Source organism: Sulfitobacter sp. 1A12056 (assembly GCF_043558125.1).
Classification (GTDB): Bacteria; Pseudomonadota; Alphaproteobacteria; order Rhodobacterales; family Rhodobacteraceae; genus Sulfitobacter; species Sulfitobacter faviae.
The window spans coordinates 96033-114670 of sequence record NZ_JBIFFY010000004.1 but is presented as its reverse complement, the minus strand read 5'-3'; the positions used below and the strand labels follow the sequence as shown (position 1 = coordinate 114670).

Annotated in this window: 17 protein-coding genes; 5 read left to right on the top strand and 12 right to left on the bottom strand. The window is 63.9% G+C overall.

Translation table 11 applies throughout. The features are described 5' to 3' along the window. Nucleotides 1-17: 17 nt before the first annotated feature. Nucleotides 18-1574 (bottom strand): M81 family metallopeptidase, encoded by a 1557-nt coding sequence (locus ACGYLD_RS10285; RefSeq protein ID WP_394402439.1) that lies wholly within the window; start codon nt 1572-1574, stop codon nt 18-20. 148 nt (nt 1575-1722) lie between these two features. Here ACGYLD_RS10285 and ACGYLD_RS10280 point away from each other — a divergent pair, with 148 nt between their 5' ends. Beyond that, complete coding sequence (locus ACGYLD_RS10280; protein ID WP_209217109.1) at nt 1723-2529, top strand: IclR family transcriptional regulator; 807 nt, start codon at nt 1723-1725, stop codon at nt 2527-2529. Nucleotides 2530-2675: 146 nt separating this feature from the next. Continuing rightward, nucleotides 2676-4094, top strand: a complete 1419-nt coding sequence (locus tag ACGYLD_RS10275; protein WP_394402437.1) for an amidase — start codon at nt 2676-2678, stop codon at nt 4092-4094. Nucleotides 4095-4191: 97 nt separating this feature from the next. On the opposite strand, the gene ACGYLD_RS10270 is transcribed toward ACGYLD_RS10275, so the two are convergent. The 9 genes from ACGYLD_RS10270 to ACGYLD_RS10230 form a co-directional block, all read right to left on the bottom strand. Next, nucleotides 4192-5670, bottom strand: coding sequence for a chlorohydrolase family protein (locus tag ACGYLD_RS10270; RefSeq protein ID WP_394402435.1), 1479 nt, complete (start codon nt 5668-5670; stop codon nt 4192-4194). Further along, nucleotides 5655-6860: an amidohydrolase family protein gene (locus ACGYLD_RS10265; protein WP_394402433.1), complete on the bottom strand. Its 1206-nt coding sequence runs from the start codon at nt 6858-6860 to the stop codon at nt 5655-5657. The genes ACGYLD_RS10270 and ACGYLD_RS10265 overlap by 16 nt, the downstream gene beginning before the upstream one ends. 12 nt (nt 6861-6872) lie before the next feature. Further along, nucleotides 6873-7613 carry an aspartate/glutamate racemase family protein gene (locus tag ACGYLD_RS10260; protein ID WP_394402431.1) on the bottom strand — a complete coding sequence of 247 codons (741 nt, stop codon included), beginning with the start codon at nt 7611-7613 and terminating at the stop codon, nt 6873-6875. Continuing rightward, on the bottom strand, nt 7613-8245 hold the full coding sequence (locus tag ACGYLD_RS10255) for a flavin reductase family protein (protein ID WP_168613626.1): 633 nt from the start codon (nt 8243-8245) through the stop codon (nt 7613-7615). Before ACGYLD_RS10255 ends, ACGYLD_RS10260 begins: the two co-directional genes overlap by 1 nt. A gap of 5 nt (nt 8246-8250) precedes the next feature. Further along, entirely contained in the window at nt 8251-9288 is a 1038-nt protein-coding gene (locus ACGYLD_RS10250; RefSeq protein ID WP_271688997.1) for an ABC transporter ATP-binding protein, read from the bottom strand. Then, the gene (locus tag ACGYLD_RS10245; protein WP_209217103.1) at nt 9285-10250 is read right to left on the bottom strand and encodes an ABC transporter ATP-binding protein; all 966 of its coding nucleotides are present in this window, start codon (nt 10248-10250) and stop codon (nt 9285-9287) included. Before ACGYLD_RS10245 ends, ACGYLD_RS10250 begins: the two co-directional genes overlap by 4 nt. 9 nt (nt 10251-10259) lie before the next feature. Continuing rightward, nucleotides 10260-11183, bottom strand: a complete 924-nt coding sequence (locus tag ACGYLD_RS10240) for an ABC transporter permease (RefSeq protein ID WP_168613040.1) — start codon at nt 11181-11183, stop codon at nt 10260-10262. Nucleotides 11184-11195: 12 nt separating this feature from the next. Then, nucleotides 11196-12182 carry an ABC transporter permease gene (locus ACGYLD_RS10235; protein WP_168613039.1) on the bottom strand — a complete coding sequence of 329 codons (987 nt, stop codon included), beginning with the start codon at nt 12180-12182 and terminating at the stop codon, nt 11196-11198. Between the two features lie 66 nt (nt 12183-12248). Then, nucleotides 12249-13814, bottom strand: coding sequence for an ABC transporter substrate-binding protein (locus ACGYLD_RS10230; protein ID WP_394402428.1), 1566 nt, complete (start codon nt 13812-13814; stop codon nt 12249-12251). A 200-nt stretch (nt 13815-14014) separates the two neighbouring features. Here ACGYLD_RS10230 and ACGYLD_RS10225 point away from each other — a divergent pair, with 200 nt between their 5' ends. Together ACGYLD_RS10225 and ACGYLD_RS10220 are read left to right on the top strand one after the other, a co-directional pair. Beyond that, complete coding sequence (locus tag ACGYLD_RS10225) at nt 14015-14710, top strand: GntR family transcriptional regulator (RefSeq protein WP_168613037.1); 696 nt, start codon at nt 14015-14017, stop codon at nt 14708-14710. Continuing rightward, the gene (locus ACGYLD_RS10220) at nt 14710-16092 is read left to right on the top strand and encodes an amidohydrolase family protein (RefSeq protein WP_271692308.1); all 1383 of its coding nucleotides are present in this window, start codon (nt 14710-14712) and stop codon (nt 16090-16092) included. Before ACGYLD_RS10225 ends, ACGYLD_RS10220 begins: the two co-directional genes overlap by 1 nt. 58 nt (nt 16093-16150) lie before the next feature. On the opposite strand, the gene ACGYLD_RS10215 is transcribed toward ACGYLD_RS10220, so the two are convergent. Both ACGYLD_RS10215 and ACGYLD_RS10210 read right to left on the bottom strand, forming a co-directional pair. Next, the gene (locus ACGYLD_RS10215) at nt 16151-17605 is read right to left on the bottom strand and encodes an alanine/glycine:cation symporter family protein (RefSeq protein ID WP_394402426.1); all 1455 of its coding nucleotides are present in this window, start codon (nt 17603-17605) and stop codon (nt 16151-16153) included. A gap of 225 nt (nt 17606-17830) precedes the next feature. Next, nucleotides 17831-18142 (bottom strand): ETC complex I subunit, encoded by a 312-nt coding sequence (locus ACGYLD_RS10210; protein WP_067268114.1) that lies wholly within the window; start codon nt 18140-18142, stop codon nt 17831-17833. 141 nt (nt 18143-18283) lie between these two features. On the opposite strand from ACGYLD_RS10210, the gene ACGYLD_RS10205 reads away from it, so the two are divergent. Next, nucleotides 18284-18568: an antifreeze protein gene (locus ACGYLD_RS10205; protein ID WP_394402424.1), complete on the top strand. Its 285-nt coding sequence runs from the start codon at nt 18284-18286 to the stop codon at nt 18566-18568. Nucleotides 18569-18638: the final 70 nt, after the last annotated feature.

Genomic DNA, 18638 nt, shown 5'->3' with positions numbered 1-18638 from the left:
GAGTGATCTTTTGGTTTTTATTGGGCCAAGGCGGTCTTGCCGCCATGGTCAGGTGGTGCGCTTTGGGCACCGTCGGCCCCGAAACGGGGGCCATTCGGGGACAACCGAAGCCCCTCACGCAGGCGCGTGAAGGGCAAATCGGCCGGATTGAGCGGCATCGGCCCCGGCGCACAGGCGACAAGGATGTCGCGTGCGATGGGGGCAAAGTCTGCGCGGAAATGGGTGGAGCTTTTGACCACCAAGAGATCCATCTCTTCGGGTTGGATACCGACAAAGCGGAACATCTCGCGGTCGGCCATCTGGGCGATGCGGCTGGTCACGACGACATGGACCCCGCCGATGCGCAGGCAGGCCGAGGGGCCAAGGTTCAGCGCCGTGCCGCCATAATAGGGGCCGGTCGCGCGCAGCGTTCCGTCGCAAAGATGCTGAACCGTCGCCGTCGTTTCAAACGGCGCGTCATCCGTGATGTCGGCATGTCCGCCAAGGCGCAGGTTAACCTCGGCACCGACCCCGGCCTGATGCGCCGCTTCGGCGGCGGCGGGGTCGACGATCAACCCGATGGCCGCGTTCTGGGCCTCGGCCTTGACGAGCGCGCGCAACATGCCCGTGGTGGCCGATACGCCGCCCGCGCCGGGGTTGTCTTGAGTGTCAGCGATGACCACAGGCCCGCGCCCCGGCCCGGCGGCACGCGACAGCGCCTCGGCCACCGCCCTGTCGGGATCATAGGCTTCGTTTTCCAAAAATGCGGGCGCGGCCGCCTCATAGGCTGCGGCAAGCCTGTCGGCGGCGGCGTCTGCTGCGGTCTGCGTCTCGCCATAGGCAACAGCCACGGGGCCGCAATCGGGAATATCCGCCGCCGGGAAGCCCATGAACAGGCTGGCCGAGAGCGCCCCCGCGGCTTCACAGGCGGCGACCCCCTCATAAAGTTCACGCCCCGGCGACATTTCGGTCGATTGAAACGGGATCGGCACAAGATATGACATCTGGCGAAAGGCTTTGGCCGGGCGCTGGCCGGTGGTCATGATCCGGTCGAGCTGGCGGGCCGCGGCAGCGCCGGTATCGGCCATGTCCACATGCGGATAGGTGCGAAATCCGACGAGCACATCGACATTCGCAACGAAATCTTCAGAGATATTGCCGTGCAGATCCAGCGCCGTGGCGATGGGCACATCCGGCCCCACGACCGCACGCAGACGGCGGACAAGCTCCCCTTCCCCATCGTCGAGATGCTCCGCCACCATGGCGCCGTGCAGGTCCAGGAAGACCCCGTCAAGCGGCCCGGCTTGCCGAATGCCTTCGATGATCTCACCCGCAATCGTCTCATAGGCGTCGCGGCTGACATGGGCCGAAGGGATCGCCCCCGCCCAGAGGATCGGCACGATGTCCCAGCCCTGCCCTTGGCCCACCCGCAGCGCGCCCGCCATGCCGAGGTTGACCTCTTCGAAGGCGGGCAACATCGCCGCGCCGCGCACCATGGGGACATAGCCACCGCCCAGTTGGAAAGCCTGCATATCCGCCGGATTGGGGGCGAATGTGTTCGTCTCGTGCAGAAAGCCCGCAACAGCCACGCGCATTCCAGAACCACTTTCCAAACCTGTCTCCTTCGCATTCTCGGCCCCGTCATCCGTGGGACCACGCCCATTGTGTATCGCATTGCAATACACCTATAGTGCACAGCAAGCGTAAGCGGCGCTTTAACGATTCGTCAACTACAGGCCATTTATGAGTAGATTTTTCCGTGAAGACGCCCCGCAGGCGGCGCAGAATCAGGCAGAGGACGACCGTTTGTTCGTCCGGGCGGCAGATCGCGCAATGCAGGTGCTGGGCGCCTTTCACAACGCGACCGGGCCGATGACCCTTTCCGACATCGCCAAGACCGCAGGCATCGACCGATCCGCGGCACAACGGCTGGTCCATACGCTCACCAAACTCGGCTATATCCGGCGCAGCGGGGATGACCGCGGCTACCTGCCGGGCATTCGTCTGCTCGATCACACGCTCGATCTGCTACGGCTCGACCCCGTGGTGCAGAAAGCCACGCCGGTCCTGCTGGAACTGCGCAAATCCCTGCGCGAGCGGGTCGATCTCAGCCTCTATGACGAGACGCGCCTGATCTATGCCCTGCGCATGCAAAGCAAACGCGAGACCTTTTTCGCCACCCTCGTGGGCCATAGCGTGCCGACCTTCTGCACCGCGGGCGGACGTGCCGCGCTGGCACAGCTTCCCGATGACGCGGCGCGCGAAATTCTCACCCGCGCGCCCTTGCACCCCTTCACCGCCAGCACCAAGACCGACCCCGAAGCGATCATGGCCGAGCTTAGCATCGCCCGCGAAAACCGCTTTGCCGTGGTCTGCGATGAATATGCTTTGGGCGAGGTGGCGGTGGGCGTCGCCATCACCGACCGGAACGGCGCGCCTCTCAGCGCGATACATCTCGCAGGCTCCCTCTCGGAATACACGCCGGAGGAATTTGTCGCCAAGGCTGCCCCCCTCGCCATAGAGGCCGCCAGTGCCATCATGGCCGGGTGACCGCCCAAAGCCTCGAATATAGCCACCCTCGCCTTCGGCAAAGGGTTTCGCCGCGAATTTACTTGCGTTGCTAAATTCTTTCTCCGAAGTTCGCGCCATCAGAGTGCGGATGCCGCTTTGAAAACGACTGATTGAAAGGAACCGGAATGACCGACAGTAAACCGCTTTGGCAATGGGACGCGCAGGAAATCGCAAGCGCGACCCGCGCAGGAAAACTCTCGGCGGTTGAAGCGACCGAGGCGGCGATTGCCCGCATGGAAGAGGTCAATCCGGCTTTGAACGCGGTGGTCGAGACCCTCGCCGATGAGGCCCGCGCCGAGGCTGCCGCCCTCGACAAAAGCGACGCGCCCAAAGGGCCGCTGCATGGTGTTCCGGTCACGATCAAGATCAACGTCGATCAAAAGGGCCATGCCACAAGCAACGGCGTGCCTGCCTTCAAAGACATCATCGCGCCCGAGGATGCGCCGGTGGTGCGCAACCTCAAACAGGCGGGTGCCATCGTGATCGGGCGCACCAACACGCCGGAGTTTTCCTTTCGCGCCGATACCGACAACCCGCTTTATGGGCGCACCCATAACCCGTGGGGGCAGCACCTTTCGGCGGGCGGCTCCTCCGGTGGGGCGGGGGCGGCTGTCATGGCCGGGATCGGCGCGCTGGCCCATGGCAACGACATCGGCGGCTCCTTACGTTTCCCGGCCTCGGCCAATGGCGCGGTGACGGTCAAGCCGGGGTTGGGCCGCGTGCCCGCCTACAACCCCAGCCAAAAGGCCGAGCGCGGTCTCTTGGCGCAATCCATGTCGGTGCAGGGGCTGATCGTGCGCAAGGCGGCGGACCTGCATCTGTCGATGCCAAGCCTGATCGCCGCAGATGCGCGCGACCCTTTCCATGTGCCGATGCCATGGCGTGGCGCGCCGATCGAAGGCCCGATCCGAGTGGCCTTCACCCGCGATGATTTCGGCTTTGGCCTGCACCCGGATGTGGCCACCGCGCTCGACAAAGCCGCCTCTGCCCTGTCCAACGCAGGCTACGCCGTCGAAGAGGTGGAACCGCCCCTTGCCTATGAAGCTGGCAAAAACGGCTATCGCGCCCTGATGGGTGAAGTCGAAGCGCTGATGGGCGAGGACATCCGTGCCCATGGCTCCGACGATCTGAAGGCGATCTTTGAGGATTACTACGCCGAATACCCGCCCTTCAAAGGCACCGAACAGCTCGCCATGCTGGCCAAACGCACCCATTACGCGCGCGAATGGTCGCTGTTTCTTGAGGACTACCCCCTCGTGCTGACCCCCTTCATGTTCGCCCCCTTCTTCGCCGCCGGGCGCGACACCGAAGGCCCTGAGGGCGTGCGCGAAGTCTTGGGCAAGGGGCTTTGGTCCTTCGTCATGAACTTCACCGGCCTGCCCGCGGGCAACATCCCCACGCATATCGCGGAACTGCCCCAAGGCCCGCAGCCCATCGGCGTGCAAATCGCAGGCCGCCGCTGGCGCGAGGACCTGATCGTTGACGCGATGGCCGCGATCGAAGGTGAGATTGCCCCGGTTTGCACGCGACTGTGGGGGGCGTGAGCTAGCCTCAAAGTGTGACGCCGATGGCCCGCATCTACTGTGAGGCGGGCCATTTTCTAAAGATAACTCAGGCGGACGCGGGCGTCGTCCACAGCGGCTAGGCGTCTTTGATCCCGTAGCTGCCCCCGAAAATCTCCTCCACCGGGGGATGAAACAACGTCCTGTCAGGATATTGCGCGACCATCCGATCGAACTGCGCCTGCGCTTTGGCGTGATAGGCCATGTCGTCGACGCCGGGGATGACACCATCGCGCATGACGAACCGCCCCGCGATCATCACATCCGATACGTCGCGGCCTGAGCCGTTAAGCAGGATCGTCTGAATGGGGTCGATGCGCTGCCCGATGTCGGGGCTGTCCAGCCGGATGACGTTCAGGTCGGCGGCGGACCCCGGGGCCAGCCGGCCCAGATCAGGACGGTTCAGCGCCGCTGCGCTGCCGAGGGTGGCGGCATCATAGAAATCGGCGGCGCGGACGGCGGTCGGATCACCCTCCGCGATACGGGCGGTCATCACGCCCAGAGCCATGTTCTGGATCATGTCGGCGGGATGCGTGTCGGTGCCCATACCGATGGGGACGCCAAGGTCGCGGAACCGTGCGAAGGACTGCATGATCTTGCCGCTACGGGCCATCACCAGCGGGCAATGGGCAAGGGCGGCACCGGAGGCCGTCAGGATTTCGAGATCAGGCGCGGCATGGGTGATGCCGTTGAGGCCCGACAGGAACAGCCCATGGGGCAGGATTGTGGACGGAGCAAAAAAACCGGTATCGCGCAGCAGTTCCAACGGGCTTTTGCCAAGCTGTTGTAGCACCAGATCATATTCCAGCCGCGACTGGCAGCAATGCAGGCGGATCGGCACGCCAAGATCGCGGGCAGCCGCCCCGCTGCGGCGCAGAAGCTCGGGCGTGCAGGTCTCGATCCGGTCGGGGGCCAACATGGTGCGGATCAGCCCGCCGTGGCTATTTTCGTGCCGCGCGACAAAGGCTTCGGCCTCGGCCAGACCCGCAAAGCCGCGCGGTTCATCATAGTGAAAACCGATTTGCCGATCTTCATTCACCACCAGATTGCCGCTGCGATAGGCGGGGCCAAGGTAGACCCGCAGCCCGAGGTCCGCCGCCGCCTCTGCCGCGGCGTCGAATTCCTCTGCCGTCTCGCCCCAAGCGCGGTAGAAAAGCGAGGCAATGGGCAGCGCCGTGGTGATGCCGTTGCGGATCAGCCGGGTGAAGGCATAGCGTTTCTGAAAGGCCAGTTCCTCGGGCGTGTACATTTCGCGCGGGCCAGTGGCCATGTAGCTCTCGGGCCAGACGCGGCCCTTCAACTCCGGCGGATGGTTGTCATAGCCAAGCACAGTGGTGTCGAGATCGGCCAGCGCATCAAGGTCGATGAACCCCGGCCCGATCAGTGCCTCGCCGAAGTCGATTGTCTCGGCCACGTCGCCTGCGAAATCATGGCCGACGTGCAGTACCTTTTCGCCTTCCACGACCACGGTGCCATTGCGGTAAAGGCAATGTTGCCCGTCCTCATGCCCCACGACCCAAGCGGCGGTCAGGGCGCTGCGTTTCAAGCGCTCTGCCATGTCGCCTCCGTCTCGCCATTGCGGGCCACGATCTGGCCGCCCGACAGGGCCAAGCGGCGCGGCGGGCGTTGGGTGATGGCCTCCGAGACGGCCTCGACATCGACCAACACCAGATCGGCGCGGCAGCCTTCGGCGAGGCCGTAGCCCTCAAGCCCCATCACCTTCGCGCCTTCGGTGGTGCAGGTGTCGAGCGCCCAGCCGACCTCCACATCCGCACGAAAATTGTTGCGCAGGCCGACGAGCATCGCGCGCTCCAACATGCAGGCGTTGCCGTAAGGGGTCCAAGTGTCGCGGATGCCGTCGTTGCCCGCGCAGATCGCGATGCCACGCTCGCGGCATGCGGCGACCGAGGGCACCGGGCGCGCAGCGGGCGCGGTGGTGGCCAGCGAGACATCCAGCGCCCCGATCCGGTCGAGCAGCTCCGCCACCCGCGCCTGATCCCCCATGCCGAGGCAGAAGGCGTGGCTGACGGTCACCCTGCCCTGCATCGCCAGCGCCTCGGTCCGGTCGAGGATCATTTCAAGGCTAAACGCCCCCATCTCCCCCGGCTCATGCAGATGAATGTCGATCGGCTTGCCGTGTTTCTCTGCCAGCCCGAAGACCGCGTCGAGCTGCCCCTTGGGGTCACGGTCAATGCCGCAGGGGTCGAGCCCGCCGACGATATCGGCGCCCTCGTGCAGGGCTTCGTCCATCAATTCCAGCGTGCCGGGGCGGATCATCAGGCCCGATTGCGGAAAGGCGACCGTCTCGATCTGCATGACATCCGCATAGCGCGCCCGGGTGGCGGCCACGCCCCGGTGCAGGCTCAACCCATGTTCGGTGTCGATATCGACATGGCTGCGGATCGCCGTGGTGCCCTTGGACAGCGCCAGCGCCACCTGCCGTGCCGATTGCCGCTCTGCGTCCATGTCCAACTCGTGACGCAACTTCCGCTCCGTGTCGATCATCTCTTGCAGGCTTTTGCCCTGCTGATGCGGGTGCCAGGGCATGCCCCAGAGCGTCTTGTCGAGATGTGCATGCGCATCGACGAGGCCCGGCAGCGCCAGCGCGCCGCCGCAATCCTCTACGGAGACCTCCCCCGTCGGCGTGATCTTAGGCGCGATCTGCGCGATGCGCCCGCCCTCGATCAGCACATCGGCGGCATCCGCCCCCATGAGGCGGAGGTTCTTGAGCAGCAAAGGCTTGGTCATGTCTTGTCCTGTCTATCGTGTCAGAGGGGCGAGGCGCGCTTGCGGTGCGGCGACTTGCTTGACCCGCGGCAGGGCATAGGCGCCGGTCTTGGCGGTCACCAGCCCGGTCGCGGCAAGGCCAGCGGCCATGCGGATGGCAAAGCCTACACCGTCGATCACCGGCACGCCCGCGTCGCGGCCCAATTGCTCTAGATGCGCGCTCATGCCTGCGCAGCCCAGCACCACGGCCTCGGCCCGGTCTTCCTCAACCGTCTGGCGGATCTTGCGGGCGATCAGCGGCAGGGTCTGCACCGGCGCATATTCGAGGTCGAGCACCGGGATGTCGGCAGCATGTACGGCGCAGAGCGCGCGGCCACAGCCGTAGCGGTCGCCAAGGTCTTCGATGATCGGCACGGCCCGGGGCAAGGTGGTGACGACCGAAAAGCGTTTGGCGATCCGCCCGGCTGCAATGAGCGCGGCTTCGCACAGACCAATCACCGGCCCCTTGGCCACGGCCCGGGCAGCATCAAGACCGGGATCATCGAAACAGGCAATCACATGGGCCGCGGCCCCCGCCGCTTCGGCCTCAAGAATCGCGTCGAGCATGGCAGGCACGGCGCGGGCCTCATCGGCATAGCCTTCGATGCTGGGCGGTGTCGCCCGCGCGGTGGCGGCAACGACCTCGACCCCCGGCCCGGCTTGGGCGCGGGCGGTGCGGGCGATGGCCTCGGTCATGCCCGCGGTCGAGTTTGGATTGATCAGGTGAATTTTCATCAATTGGCTTTCTGTGTCACGCCAACCGGCGGCGTCTCGGGAACCTTGAGCTCGAACTGCCGGTCGGAGGTGATGTAATTGTCGGCATGCAGCCGCGCGATGGGCTGGTAATTTTCGGGCCTGACATAGCGGCCCGCCTCGTCAAGGCAGTTGTCGCGCACATGCATCTGCACGACACGGCCCAGAATGATCTCGCGCCGGGCATAGCGGATGGTCTCTTCGACCACACATTCCATGGCGCAGGGGCTTTCCGCGATCCAGCCACCGTCGATCTGGCTGGCGGGGGTCATGGTCAGCCCGGCGGTCGCGATCTCATCCACGTCCGGCGCATAGCTGATCCCGCAGGTAATCATCGCCTCGGCCAGCGCCATGTCGACCATATTGACGCAAAAGCTCTGACGCCGGTCGATGTTGGTGACCGTGTCTTTGATGCTGCCATCGGGACGGCACTGGATGCCAAGGATCACGATCGGCGGCTCCTGCGAGAAGACGTTGAAAAAGCTCATCGGCGCGGCATTGGGCACACCATCGGCGCTCAACGTGGTGACCAGCGCGATGGGGCGCGGCGCCACGAAGCTCGACAGCAGCCGGTAGCGGTCGCGTTCTGGCAGGGTGGTGAAATCGAACTCCATCCCCCCTACTCCGCCGCCAAACGAAGCCACGGCTTCAGCCGCCCCTCGTCCGCCGCGTGACAAGCCGACTTCTGCCCGCCCTCGCGCAGGTTGAGCGCGGGGGCCACGCTACGGCAGGTATCATTCGCCATCGGGCAACGCGGGTGAAAGGCGCAACCGGGCGGCGGCGAGATCGGGTTCGGCACCTCCCCTGCCACGGGCGCGCGTTCGGCGCCGCCCACGGTCAGCTTCGGCACGGTTTCCATCAACAGGCGCGTGTAAGGGTGCTGCGGGTTGCCGAAGATCTCCTCCTTCGGGCCGACCTCGACGATCTTGCCCAGATACATCACCGCCAGCACGTCGGCCATGTACCAGACCACCGCCAGATCGTGGCTGATGAAGATGTAGCTCATGTTGAACTCGTCTTGCAGGTCCTTCATCAGATTGAGGATCTGGCTTTGCACACTCACATCCAACGCCGAGGTCGGCTCGTCGCAGATCAGCAGTTCGGGGCGTGTCGTGAGCGCGCGGGCGATGGACAGGCGCTGGCGTTGGCCGCCCGAGAACTCATGCGGGAATTTCTTGGCATCGGCGGGGTTCAGACCGACCTGGCTCAGCAGTTTTTCGACCTCGCGGGTGACCTCGGCCCGGGTCTTGCAGATGCCGAAGTTCTTGAGCGGCTCGCCGATGATGTCGCGCACGCGCCAACGCGGGTTGAGCGAGGCATAGGGGTCTTGAAAGATCATCTGCATTCGGCGGCGCAGGGCGGCGGGTTTGCCGGGAGGCATATGGGTGATGTCGTCCCCCTCGAACCGGATTGTGCCGCCGCTCGGGCTGTGCAATCCCATCAACAGCCGCGCCACGGTGGATTTGCCGCAGCCCGACTCGCCCACCACGGCAAAGGTCTTGCCGCGCGGCACCTCAAAGCTGATGTCGTTCACCGCCGTCAGGATACGGCGCGGGCGGCGCTCCAACAGCCGGTTGAGGAAGGGTTCGGACACGTCGAAGCGTTTCGAGATGTTCTGCACGCTGAGGATGTCGTCGGGGGTGATCTGGGGTGTCATGACGTCTCTCCGTAAAGGTGGCAGGCGACTTGGCCGGTGCCGGCGTCCTGCGGCGCGGGGCGGATGCTGTGGCAATGGTCCATCGCCCGGGGGCAGCGCGGCGCAAAGGCACAGCCGGGCGCGGGATTGCGCAACCCGGGCATGGCGCCTTCGATCTGCGTGAGCCGCCGGTCGCGGATGCCGATCTGCGGGATCGAGGCCATGAGGCCGCGGGTATAGGGGTGCAGCGGCTCTTCGATGACCTGTTTCACATCGCCGATCTCAACCAGCCGCCCGGCATACATCACCGCAACGCGGTCCGCCGTCTCGGCGATCACGCCCATGTCGTGGGTCACCAGCACCACCGCCGTGCCGTTCTCGCGGCAGAGCCGCTTCAACAGGGAAAGGATCTGCGCCTGCACGCTGACGTCAAGCGCCGTGGTCGGCTCATCCGCGATGATGAGCTTGGGCTCGGCACAGAGCGCCAGCGCGATCACCACCCGCTGCCGCATTCCGCCCGAGAACTGGTGCGGATATTGGTCGAGCCGCGCCTCGGGGGCCGGGATGCCGACTTCGGCCAGCCAGTCGATGGCCCGCTGGCGGGCGGTCTTCTGGTCGAGGCCGAGATGCACGCGCATCGTGTCGATCAGCTGCTCGCCCACGGTATAGACTGGGTTCAGGCTGGTCAGCGGGTCCTGAAAGATCGCGCCGATCTCCTTGCCGCGAATGCGGCGCATCTTGTCGGCGGGCAAGTTGTCGATCCGCGCGCCGCGCAGCCGCACCTCGCCCGAGCGGATCAGGCCGGGCGGTTCAATCAGCCCGGTGATCGCCGCCCCCGTGATCGACTTGCCTGCGCCGGATTCACCGACCAGCCCGAGGATCTCGCCTTCGTCGAGGTCGAGGCTCAGCCCCTTGACGGCCTCCAGCGGACCGCGCCGGGTGGGGAATTCGACAACGATGTTGTCCAGTTCAAGAAGTGACATGGGATTACCTCAGCGCAGTTTGGGGTTGAGCGCATCGCGCAGCCAGTCGCCCAGCAGGTTGACCGCCAGCACAAGGATCGCCAATGCCGCGGCGGGAAAGACGACGACCCACCAGATGCCCGAGAACAGGAATTCGTTGCCGATCTGGATCAACGTGCCGAGCGACGGCTGGGTGGGCGGCATGCCGACACCGAGAAAGCTCAGCGTCGCCTCGGTCAGCACCGCCATGCCGAGGTTGATCGTGGCGATGACCAGCACGGGCCCCAGCACATTGGGCAGGATATGTTTGATCATGATTGCCAGCTTGCCGGTGCCGAGGGTGCGCGCCGCTTCAATATATTCCTTGCGACGTTCCACCATGGTCGAGCCGCGCACGGTGCGGGCATATTGCACCCAGTTGGTCAGCCCGATCGACAGGATCAGCACAATGAGCGCCGACTCGGCCTGCGCCGAACTGGGCAGCGCACCGCGCAGAATGCCGTTGATCAAAAGCGCCACAAGGATGGGCGGAAAGCTCAGCAGCACATCGGCGATCCGCATCAGCACCGCATCGACGATCCCGCCGAGAAAGCCGCCCAAAAGGCCAAGCGCCACGCCCATCACGGCGGCGAGGATGACGCTGGCAAAACCGACCAGCAGGGAAATCCGCATCCCGTACATGATCGACGAGAGCACATCGCGGGCCTGCGTGTCGGTGCCAAGCAGGTAGGCGGCGCTGCCGCCCTCGGCCCAGGCCGGGGGCAACTCACTGTCGAAAAGGTCCAGCTCGGCGATGTTGAACGGGTCCTGCGGCGCAAGGCTCGGGGCGAAGATCGCCGTGAGGAACATCGCCAGCAGCACCAGCGCCGAGATCACCGCCACGCGCGACTTGCGGAAGCTGTAGGTGATATCGCTGTCCCAGAAGGCGTAGAGCATGGGCATGAAGTTTGACATGGGGGAACCTCCTCAGACGCCGCGCGCGGGCGTTCTTTCGGCCCGCAGGCGCGGGTCGGCGACGTTGTACAAAAGGTCGACCAGCGTGTTGATGACGACGAAGATGAAGGACACCAGCACCAGATAGGCGGCCATCACGGGGACATCGGTGAAGTTCACCGCCTGAATGAACAGGAAGCCCATCCCCGGCCATTGAAAGACCGTCTCGGTGATGATGGCAAAGGCGATGAGCCCGCCCAGTTGCAGACCAAAGATCGTCATTACCGGGATGAGCGTGTTCTTCAGCGCGTATTTGAAATGCAGCATGCGGTTCGGGATGCCGCGGGCCTTGGCGAACTTGATGTAATCCGCGCGCAGCACCTCCAGCATCTCGGCCCGCACCAGCCGCATGATCAGCGTCATCTGGAACAGCGCCAGCATGATCGCGGGCAGGATCAGCGCCTTAAGGCCGGATACCGTCAGAAACCCCGTGGTCCACCAGCCGAGATCGACCACCTTGCCGCGCCCGAAGCTTGGCAGCCATCCCAGCGAGACCGAGAAGACAAGGATCAGCAGAATGCCGGTGACGAAGGTGGGCACCGAGATCCCTAAGAGCGAGATCACCTGCAACCCTTGGCTCAGCCAGCCGCGCGGGTTGAGGGCGGTATAGATGCCCAAGGGCACCCCAAGCGCCAGCGCCAGACCGGCGGCGACCAGCACCAGCTCGGCGGTGGCGGGAAAGCGTTCGGCCAGAAGGTCCGAGACGGGGCGGTTGTTGCGATAGGACTGACCAAAGTCGCCCTGCGCCGCATCTGCGATAAAACGCCCGTATTGCACCAGAACGGGGTCGTTGAGCCCCAGTTTCTCGCGCATCTCGGCGCGGTCCTGCACGGTGGCGTCTTCGGGCAGAAGGTTGGAAATCGGGTCACCCAGAAAGCGGAACATCAGAAAGGCGATCGAGGCGACGACGAGCATCACCAGCGCGGCCTGTATGATGCGGCGGATAAGAAAGGCGAACATGCTGGCCTCCGGCTGGCAAGGTTATCGGTGGGCGGGCGTGGGGAGGGGCGCCCGCCCGCGGGCAGGTTACTCGATCCGGGCGAGCCAGAGGCGCGGTTTGTCATCCGCGGTCTGGGGGATCTTCACCGCATCGCGCGCGGCCCACGACAGGGGCTGGGCGTGCAGCGGCAACCATGCCACCTCTTGATCGGCGATGCGGAAGGCTTCGACCATCATCTCCATCCGCTTTTCGGCATCCAGCTCGGTCGCCACGGCCTTGGTCAGACGGTCAACCTCGGGGTTGGAATAGCCGCCGGGGTTCCATGTGCCCATCTGCCCTTCAGGCGTGTGCAGCATGGCCGAGAGCACCGAGAAGCCGTCGAGCATCGGCAGCGTGGCCCAGCCCAGCATAAACATGTCGGTCTCATTGGCGCGGGCGCGCTCGAAGTGGATCGCCTTGGTCTCTGCCGTGAGGTCTGCCTTGACGCCGACGCGGGCAAACATCGCCGCCAGCGCCTGACAGATCGCCGCGTCGTTGACGTAGCGGTCATTGGGGCAGTTCATGTTCAGGCTGAAGCCTTCGGGGTATCCGGCATCGGCCAGCATCTGCTTGGCCTTTTCGGGATCATAGGCGGGGATTTCATCGACCCCTTCGTCAAAGCCCGGCACCTGCGGGGCCAGCAAACCGCCGAGGTTGCGGGATTTGCCGCGCATGATCTTGTCGCGCAGCAGGTCATAGCTGATCGCATGAACCAGCGCCTGACGGACCTCGACCTTTTGCAGCGGGTTGCCGTCCTGATTTGGGTTGTTGGATGTGTCGGACATGTTGATGCCCATCATGATCGCGCGCAGGCCCGGCGCTTCGAGCACATGCATGCCTTCGGTCGCCTCGATCCGCTTGGCGTCCTGCAAGGGCGAGGGCACGATCATGTCCAGCTCGCCCGAGAGCATCGCCGCCACGCGGGTCGCATCGGAGTTGATCGGGTTCAACTCGATCCGGGTCAGGTTGTGCTGCGGCTCGTCCCACCAATCCTCGTTCACGGTCAGCACGGTCTGCGCGTCCGGGGTACGGGATTCAAAGCGGAAGGGGCCGGTGCCATTGGCGTTGGAGGTGGTGTAGCCCTCTTCGCCCTTCTGCGCGTCGATCGGGTCAAGCGCATCATGTTCCTCAAGCCAGCCGCTGTCGAAGATCAGCACATTGGTCAGGAAGTTATTCAAAAGGGGGTTCGGGCCGTCGAGCATGAGATCGACGGTCATCTCATCGACCATCTTGGCATCGACCAGACCGGCGATATTGCCGCGAATGGGGGAATCTTCATGCGCCGCCCGTTTGACCGAGGCCACCACGTCTTCGGCTGAGAAATCCTGCCCGTCGTGGAACTTGATCCCCTCGCGCAGTTTGTAGCGCACGGTGGTCTCATCGATCTGCTCCCAACTGGTGGCGAGCGCCGGTTCGATTTTGAGATCGGCGTCATAGCGGACCAGCGCCTCATAGACGTGGTTCAAAAAAGAGACGGTGAAACTGTCGGTCATCGAATGCGGGTCGAGACCGTAGAGGTCGCCATTGGCGCCTAGGCGGAAGGTCTCGCCCTGCGCCATGCCAGCGCAGCTGAGTGCCAGAGCCGAGGTGAATAGAAATTTGCGCGGTGTCATTGTTATCTCCCTGTTCGTGCCGCCCTGCGAGCACAGCGGACCTGCATCACAGCGACTAAAGCTAGGCTGGCACGATTCCATTTTTCTGTCTACAATTATTGTTAACAATTTGTGCTGACATTAATTGCTTGCACTTTATCGGGCGTTTCGACGACTATTGAGGCAAATTCAGTAAATAAAGATTTGAGGGGGGCCGATAGGTGACAGGAGCAAAGCTCACGGAGAAGCAGATCTATGAACGGATCTGGAAATCCATCGCCGAACGTCGCCTGCCGCCCGGCACGCGATTGAAAGAGGAACGGCTGTGCGAAATCTTTGGCGCCAGCCGTCCGCGCATTCGGCGGGCGTTGGACCAACTGACCCATGACGGGCTGGTCAGCCACATCCCGAACCGCGGCGCCTTTGTCACCACACCATCGGTCGACGAAGCCCGCGATGTCTTTTTCACCCGCCGCGTCGTGGAACGCGGCGTGATCGAAGCGCTGAAGAAACACGGCGCGCAAGAAAAACTGGCCGCCTTGGAAGCCCATATCGCCGAAGAACGCGAAGCGCTGGCGGCTGGAGACACGGCGCGTATCATCCGGCTCTCGGGCGCCTTTCATATGCTGCTGGCCGAACTCGCCGCCTCTCCCCTCTTGGCCGATATCCTGCGCGACCTCGTTTCAAAAAGCACCTTGGTCACGGCCGTGTTCAAACCGAAATGCGATACGCAATGCGGCCCGGACGAACATGCCGCCATCGTCGCGGCCCTCGCCGCCGGGGATTTCGACACCGCGATGACGGAGATGGAGGCCCATCTTTTGGAAGCGGAGCGCACTTTGAAACTTGAAGCCTCGCAAGACGGCGCTGCGGCGCAGGACGATGTCCTCGGGGCCGCGTTGAGCGAGGACCTGTAATGACCAGCCATGCGATCACCCACACCACCGCCATCACGATGGACGCGGAGCGACGTGTCATCGACGATGCCACCGTGCTGTTCGAAAACGACCGTATCACCGCCGTCGGCCCTGCAGGCAATGTGCCCCTCCCCGAGACCGCCGAGGTGATCGACGGGCGCGATATGATCACCCTGCCGGGGCTGATCGACAGCCATGCCCACGCAGGCCACGGGCTGACGCGCAACCTTGGCGGCGGCGATGGCGATGCGTGGTTTCAAGCCTGCGAGACGATCTACACCCGCGGCTCCACCCCCGCATTCTGGCAGGCCGAAGCCCGGCTTTCGGGGCTTGAGCGGCTGAAGGCGGGGATCACCACCTGCACGATGCTGCTCGGCGGCGGGGCGGATCATTACCGCACCGATACGGTCGAGGCGGGCAATCTGCATTGCGAGGCCACGCGCGAGATCGGCATCCGAACGATGCTCGCCGCGGGCCTGAACCGCCGCCCCTTCCCCAAGACCTACCGCAGTCTGGACCTTGACCGGGAGGTCAGCCTGTCCTTCGAGGATCAGTTAGAGGTCTGCGCTGAACTCGCGCAAACCAACGGGGGTTTCTTGAACGATGGCGCGGGGGTCTGCCTCATCATGCCGGTCTATTCGCCCGAGGACTTTGCGCAGGCCCCCGAGGACATCCGCGCGATGTGCCGCGCCGCGATGGAACTGCGCGAAAAACATGGGCTGCTGTTCACTCAGGATGGGCACCGGTCCGGCTCCATCGCGCTGGCCGAAAACCTCGGCATTCTTGGCCCATGGGCCTATCTGTCCCATTCGGTCGACCTCACCCCTGAGGATATGGCCGCGGCCAAACGCAGTGGCGCGTCGATCGTTCACAACCCCTCGGCCATCATGTCGGTTCTGGGCCGCTGCCCCGCGCCCGAACTGCGCGAAATGGGGGTGAACGTGGCCCTCGGCTCGGACGCCGCAGCGCCGGACCGGGGCTATGACATGTTCCGCCACATGGCCCAATGCCTGCACTACCACCGCCGCCACTTCCGCGACCCGGAGGTGATGATGCCGCGTGATGTCTTGGAAATGTGCACCATCGACGCCGCCAAGGCGATTGGGATGGAGGCGGACCTTGGCTCACTCGAACCGGGCAAGAAGGCGGATATCGTCATGCTCGACCGCCGCAAACCGCATCTCTACCCGCCGATGATGCCCCTGACCACGGTCGCGCAATTCGCCAATGCCGCGGATGTGCATACGGTCATCGTAAATGGGGAAGTCCGCATGAGAAACCGCAAAACGGCGCTGGACGAAGGCGGCATACTCGACGCCGCTCTGAGAGAACTGAACGCGGCCCTCGCCCGCTGCGACCTGTCGCATCTTCTCGTAGAATAACGAACATCACGCGCGGAACAGTAAAGGCGAGGGGCCACCCCCTCGCCTTCTGTCGCGTTCAGTCGGGCTTGGCGCCTTCCGTTTCACGGGCAACATTGCTGTTCCAGATCGTGTGATCCACGCCATCGCCAAGCTCGGCATATTCGGCGATCCTGAACATCGGCTCTTTCCCCGCCTTACGCTGCGCGAAATAGTCCCGCGTGAGTTTGGCGACGGTCTTGGACAGGATCAGGATGGCGATCAGGTTGACCGTCGCCATCAGCGCCATGGAGGCATCGGCGAAGTTGAACACGGTCGTGACCGCCTGCAACGAGCCCCAGACCACCATCGCGATCACCAGCGCCTTCAGCACGAGAAGCGGGATACGCTTGCCCATCCCAAGGAACTCCATCGCGTTCTCGGCATAGGAATAATTCCCGATGATCGAGGTAAAGGCGAAGAACAAGATGGCGATCCCGATGAAGATCGGGCCGAATGCGCCGATATGCTGCTCCAAAGCGATCTGGGTCAGCGCCATGCCGGTCGCCGCACCTTCGGAATAGTCGACCACGCCCGAGAGCAAGATCATCAGCGCCGTGGCCGTGCAGATCACCAGCGTATCTATAAAGACGCCAAGCCCCTGCACCAGCCCTTGACTGGACGGATGGTGCGGATCGGGCACCGCGACGGCGGCGATGTTCGGGGCCGAGCCCATGCCCGCCTCATTCGAGAACAGACCGCGCTTCACACCGTTGAGCAGGGCCACCATGAAGCCCCCCGTAAAGCCGCCTGCCGCCGCTTCGAAACCAAAGGCCGATTTGACGATCAAGGCCAGCATGGCGGGCACATCGGCGATGTTCAGAACCACGACGAGCAACGCCACGACGATATAGAGCCCGGCCATGGCAGGAACGATCTTTTCCGCGACACGCGCGATGGATTTGATCCCGCCGAAGATGACGATACCCGCGAAACCGCCGACGACAAGGCCGGTGACGAGTTTGGGAATGGCAAAGGCTTCCTCCATCGCGACGGAGATCGAGTTTGCCTGCACCGCCGAGAAGATCAGGCCGAAGCTGATGATAAGGCAGACCGAAAAGACATAGCCCATGGCGTTCGACCCGATGCCCCGGGACATGTAGAAGGCCGGCCCGCCACGGTATTGCCCATCCGCGTTCCGAACCTTGTAAAGCTGCGCCAAGGTCGATTCCGCATAGGCCGTCGCCATGCCGACGAGCGCCACAACCCACATCCAGAACACAGCCCCCGGCCCGCCGAGATAGATCGCCACGGCCACCCCGGCGAGGTTGCCCGTACCGACCCGGCTGGCGAGAGAGATCGTCAGCGCCTGAAATGGTGAAATGCCCGCGGCGGAAGTGTCACGCGAGGATCTGACCACGCGAAAGAATTCGGCGAAATACCGGAATTGCAGGAAACCAGTGCGCCAGGTGAAGTAAAGCCCGACAGCCAGCAGGCCATATACGAGGACGTAGCCCCATAAGACGGTGTTCAGGAAATCGACGATTGCGGTCATATTCTTGTCCCCCTCGTTTGCATGTTCAACAACTAACGCGTCGGCAGACAAGGGAAAGCTTTGAACCGAAATGAAAACGCCCGGCGGGCGTCAGTATCGATCGTCGCGGGGCTGCACGCCACCGCGCGAAAATGTGGTGCTACCTGCTACGCGGTCAGATGAATAGTGGCGCGGGCCGAAGGGCGGGCGCATGGCCCGCGCAAGCAAGCGACCACCTTCACACCCTCAGTGCGTCCACGCCCCACGGCGACCGGTCGCGAAATTCTCGCCATAGCCGCCGGGGCGGACGTTGGGCTTGCGCTTGTTGGGCAGTTGCACCTGCGCGTCGATGCCATGATCGCGGGCGTATTCTTCGGCGGCTTCGCGGGTGTCGAACTGCAAGCGCACTTGGCTTTGCGTATCATCGGAAGATGTCCAGCCCATCAGCGGATCGACCCTGCGCGCTTCCGCGGGCGAAAACTCAAGCAGCCAGACACGGGTCTTGGCCGTGCCGGAGGACATCGCTGTACGGGCGGGTTGGTAGATACGTGCGCGCATTTCGGGACTCTCGCTTCAATAACCTCGGGCTTTATCTAATATTCCGTGCCAAGGGGCAAGGGAATGCAGGCCCGCGCAAATAAACCCTACCATGCTGCGGTGCAGAGACTACATCATGATCACCCCATTGGAGTGTTCCATATGACCCCCTTCGCCCTCTTCGCCCTGCAAAGCCAGATCGCCGCCCTCGCGGTGGAAACCCAGATCGTGATGTCGCTGCGCCTCTTGGGCATGGCAGGCGCGCTGCCCGCCCGCCCCGGTGAGAACAACCGCATGGTGGCCGAGAAAGGCCCGGCCATGGTCAAAGCCTTCACCGCCGGGACGCAGGCCATGATGCTGGGCAAAAGCCCGGATCAGATCATGGACGCCTCGCTCGCTCCTCTGGCCCGCAAGGTGCGACAGAATCGCAAACGGCTGATGAAGTAGCGGCAAATGCGTCCTTCGCGGCCCCCTGCCCCTTGAACCCCGCGTGAAAGAGGGCACCTATGGGAAGCTT

Excerpts from the sequence above, each read along its gene's own strand:
- ACGYLD_RS10205 (WP_394402424.1), top strand. The coding sequence starts at position 18,284 with ATGACCCCCTTCGCCCTCTTCGCCCTGCAAAGCCAGATCGCCGCCCTC.
- ACGYLD_RS10220 (WP_271692308.1), top strand. The coding sequence starts at position 14,710 with ATGACCAGCCATGCGATCACCCACACCACCGCCATCACGATGGACGCG.
- ACGYLD_RS10260 (WP_394402431.1), bottom strand. The coding sequence starts at position 7,613 with ATGAAAATTCACCTGATCAATCCAAACTCGACCGCGGGCATGACCGAG.
- ACGYLD_RS10255 (WP_168613626.1), bottom strand. The coding sequence starts at position 8,245 with ATGGAGTTCGATTTCACCACCCTGCCAGAACGCGACCGCTACCGGCTG.
- ACGYLD_RS10250 (WP_271688997.1), bottom strand. The coding sequence starts at position 9,288 with ATGACACCCCAGATCACCCCCGACGACATCCTCAGCGTGCAGAACATC.
- ACGYLD_RS10240 (WP_168613040.1), bottom strand. The coding sequence starts at position 11,183 with ATGTCAAACTTCATGCCCATGCTCTACGCCTTCTGGGACAGCGATATC.
- ACGYLD_RS10230 (WP_394402428.1), bottom strand. The coding sequence starts at position 13,814 with ATGACACCGCGCAAATTTCTATTCACCTCGGCTCTGGCACTCAGCTGC.
- ACGYLD_RS10285 (WP_394402439.1), bottom strand. The coding sequence starts at position 1,574 with ATGCGCGTGGCTGTTGCGGGCTTTCTGCACGAGACGAACACATTCGCC.
- ACGYLD_RS10265 (WP_394402433.1), bottom strand. The coding sequence starts at position 6,860 with ATGACCAAGCCTTTGCTGCTCAAGAACCTCCGCCTCATGGGGGCGGAT.
- ACGYLD_RS10215 (WP_394402426.1), bottom strand. The coding sequence starts at position 17,605 with ATGACCGCAATCGTCGATTTCCTGAACACCGTCTTATGGGGCTACGTC.
- ACGYLD_RS10245 (WP_209217103.1), bottom strand. The coding sequence starts at position 10,250 with ATGTCACTTCTTGAACTGGACAACATCGTTGTCGAATTCCCCACCCGG.
- ACGYLD_RS10280 (WP_209217109.1), top strand. The coding sequence starts at position 1,723 with ATGAGTAGATTTTTCCGTGAAGACGCCCCGCAGGCGGCGCAGAATCAG.
- ACGYLD_RS10270 (WP_394402435.1), bottom strand. The coding sequence starts at position 5,670 with ATGGCAGAGCGCTTGAAACGCAGCGCCCTGACCGCCGCTTGGGTCGTG.
- ACGYLD_RS10210 (WP_067268114.1), bottom strand. The coding sequence starts at position 18,142 with ATGCGCGCACGTATCTACCAACCCGCCCGTACAGCGATGTCCTCCGGC.
- ACGYLD_RS10275 (WP_394402437.1), top strand. The coding sequence starts at position 2,676 with ATGACCGACAGTAAACCGCTTTGGCAATGGGACGCGCAGGAAATCGCA.
- ACGYLD_RS10235 (WP_168613039.1), bottom strand. The coding sequence starts at position 12,182 with ATGTTCGCCTTTCTTATCCGCCGCATCATACAGGCCGCGCTGGTGATG.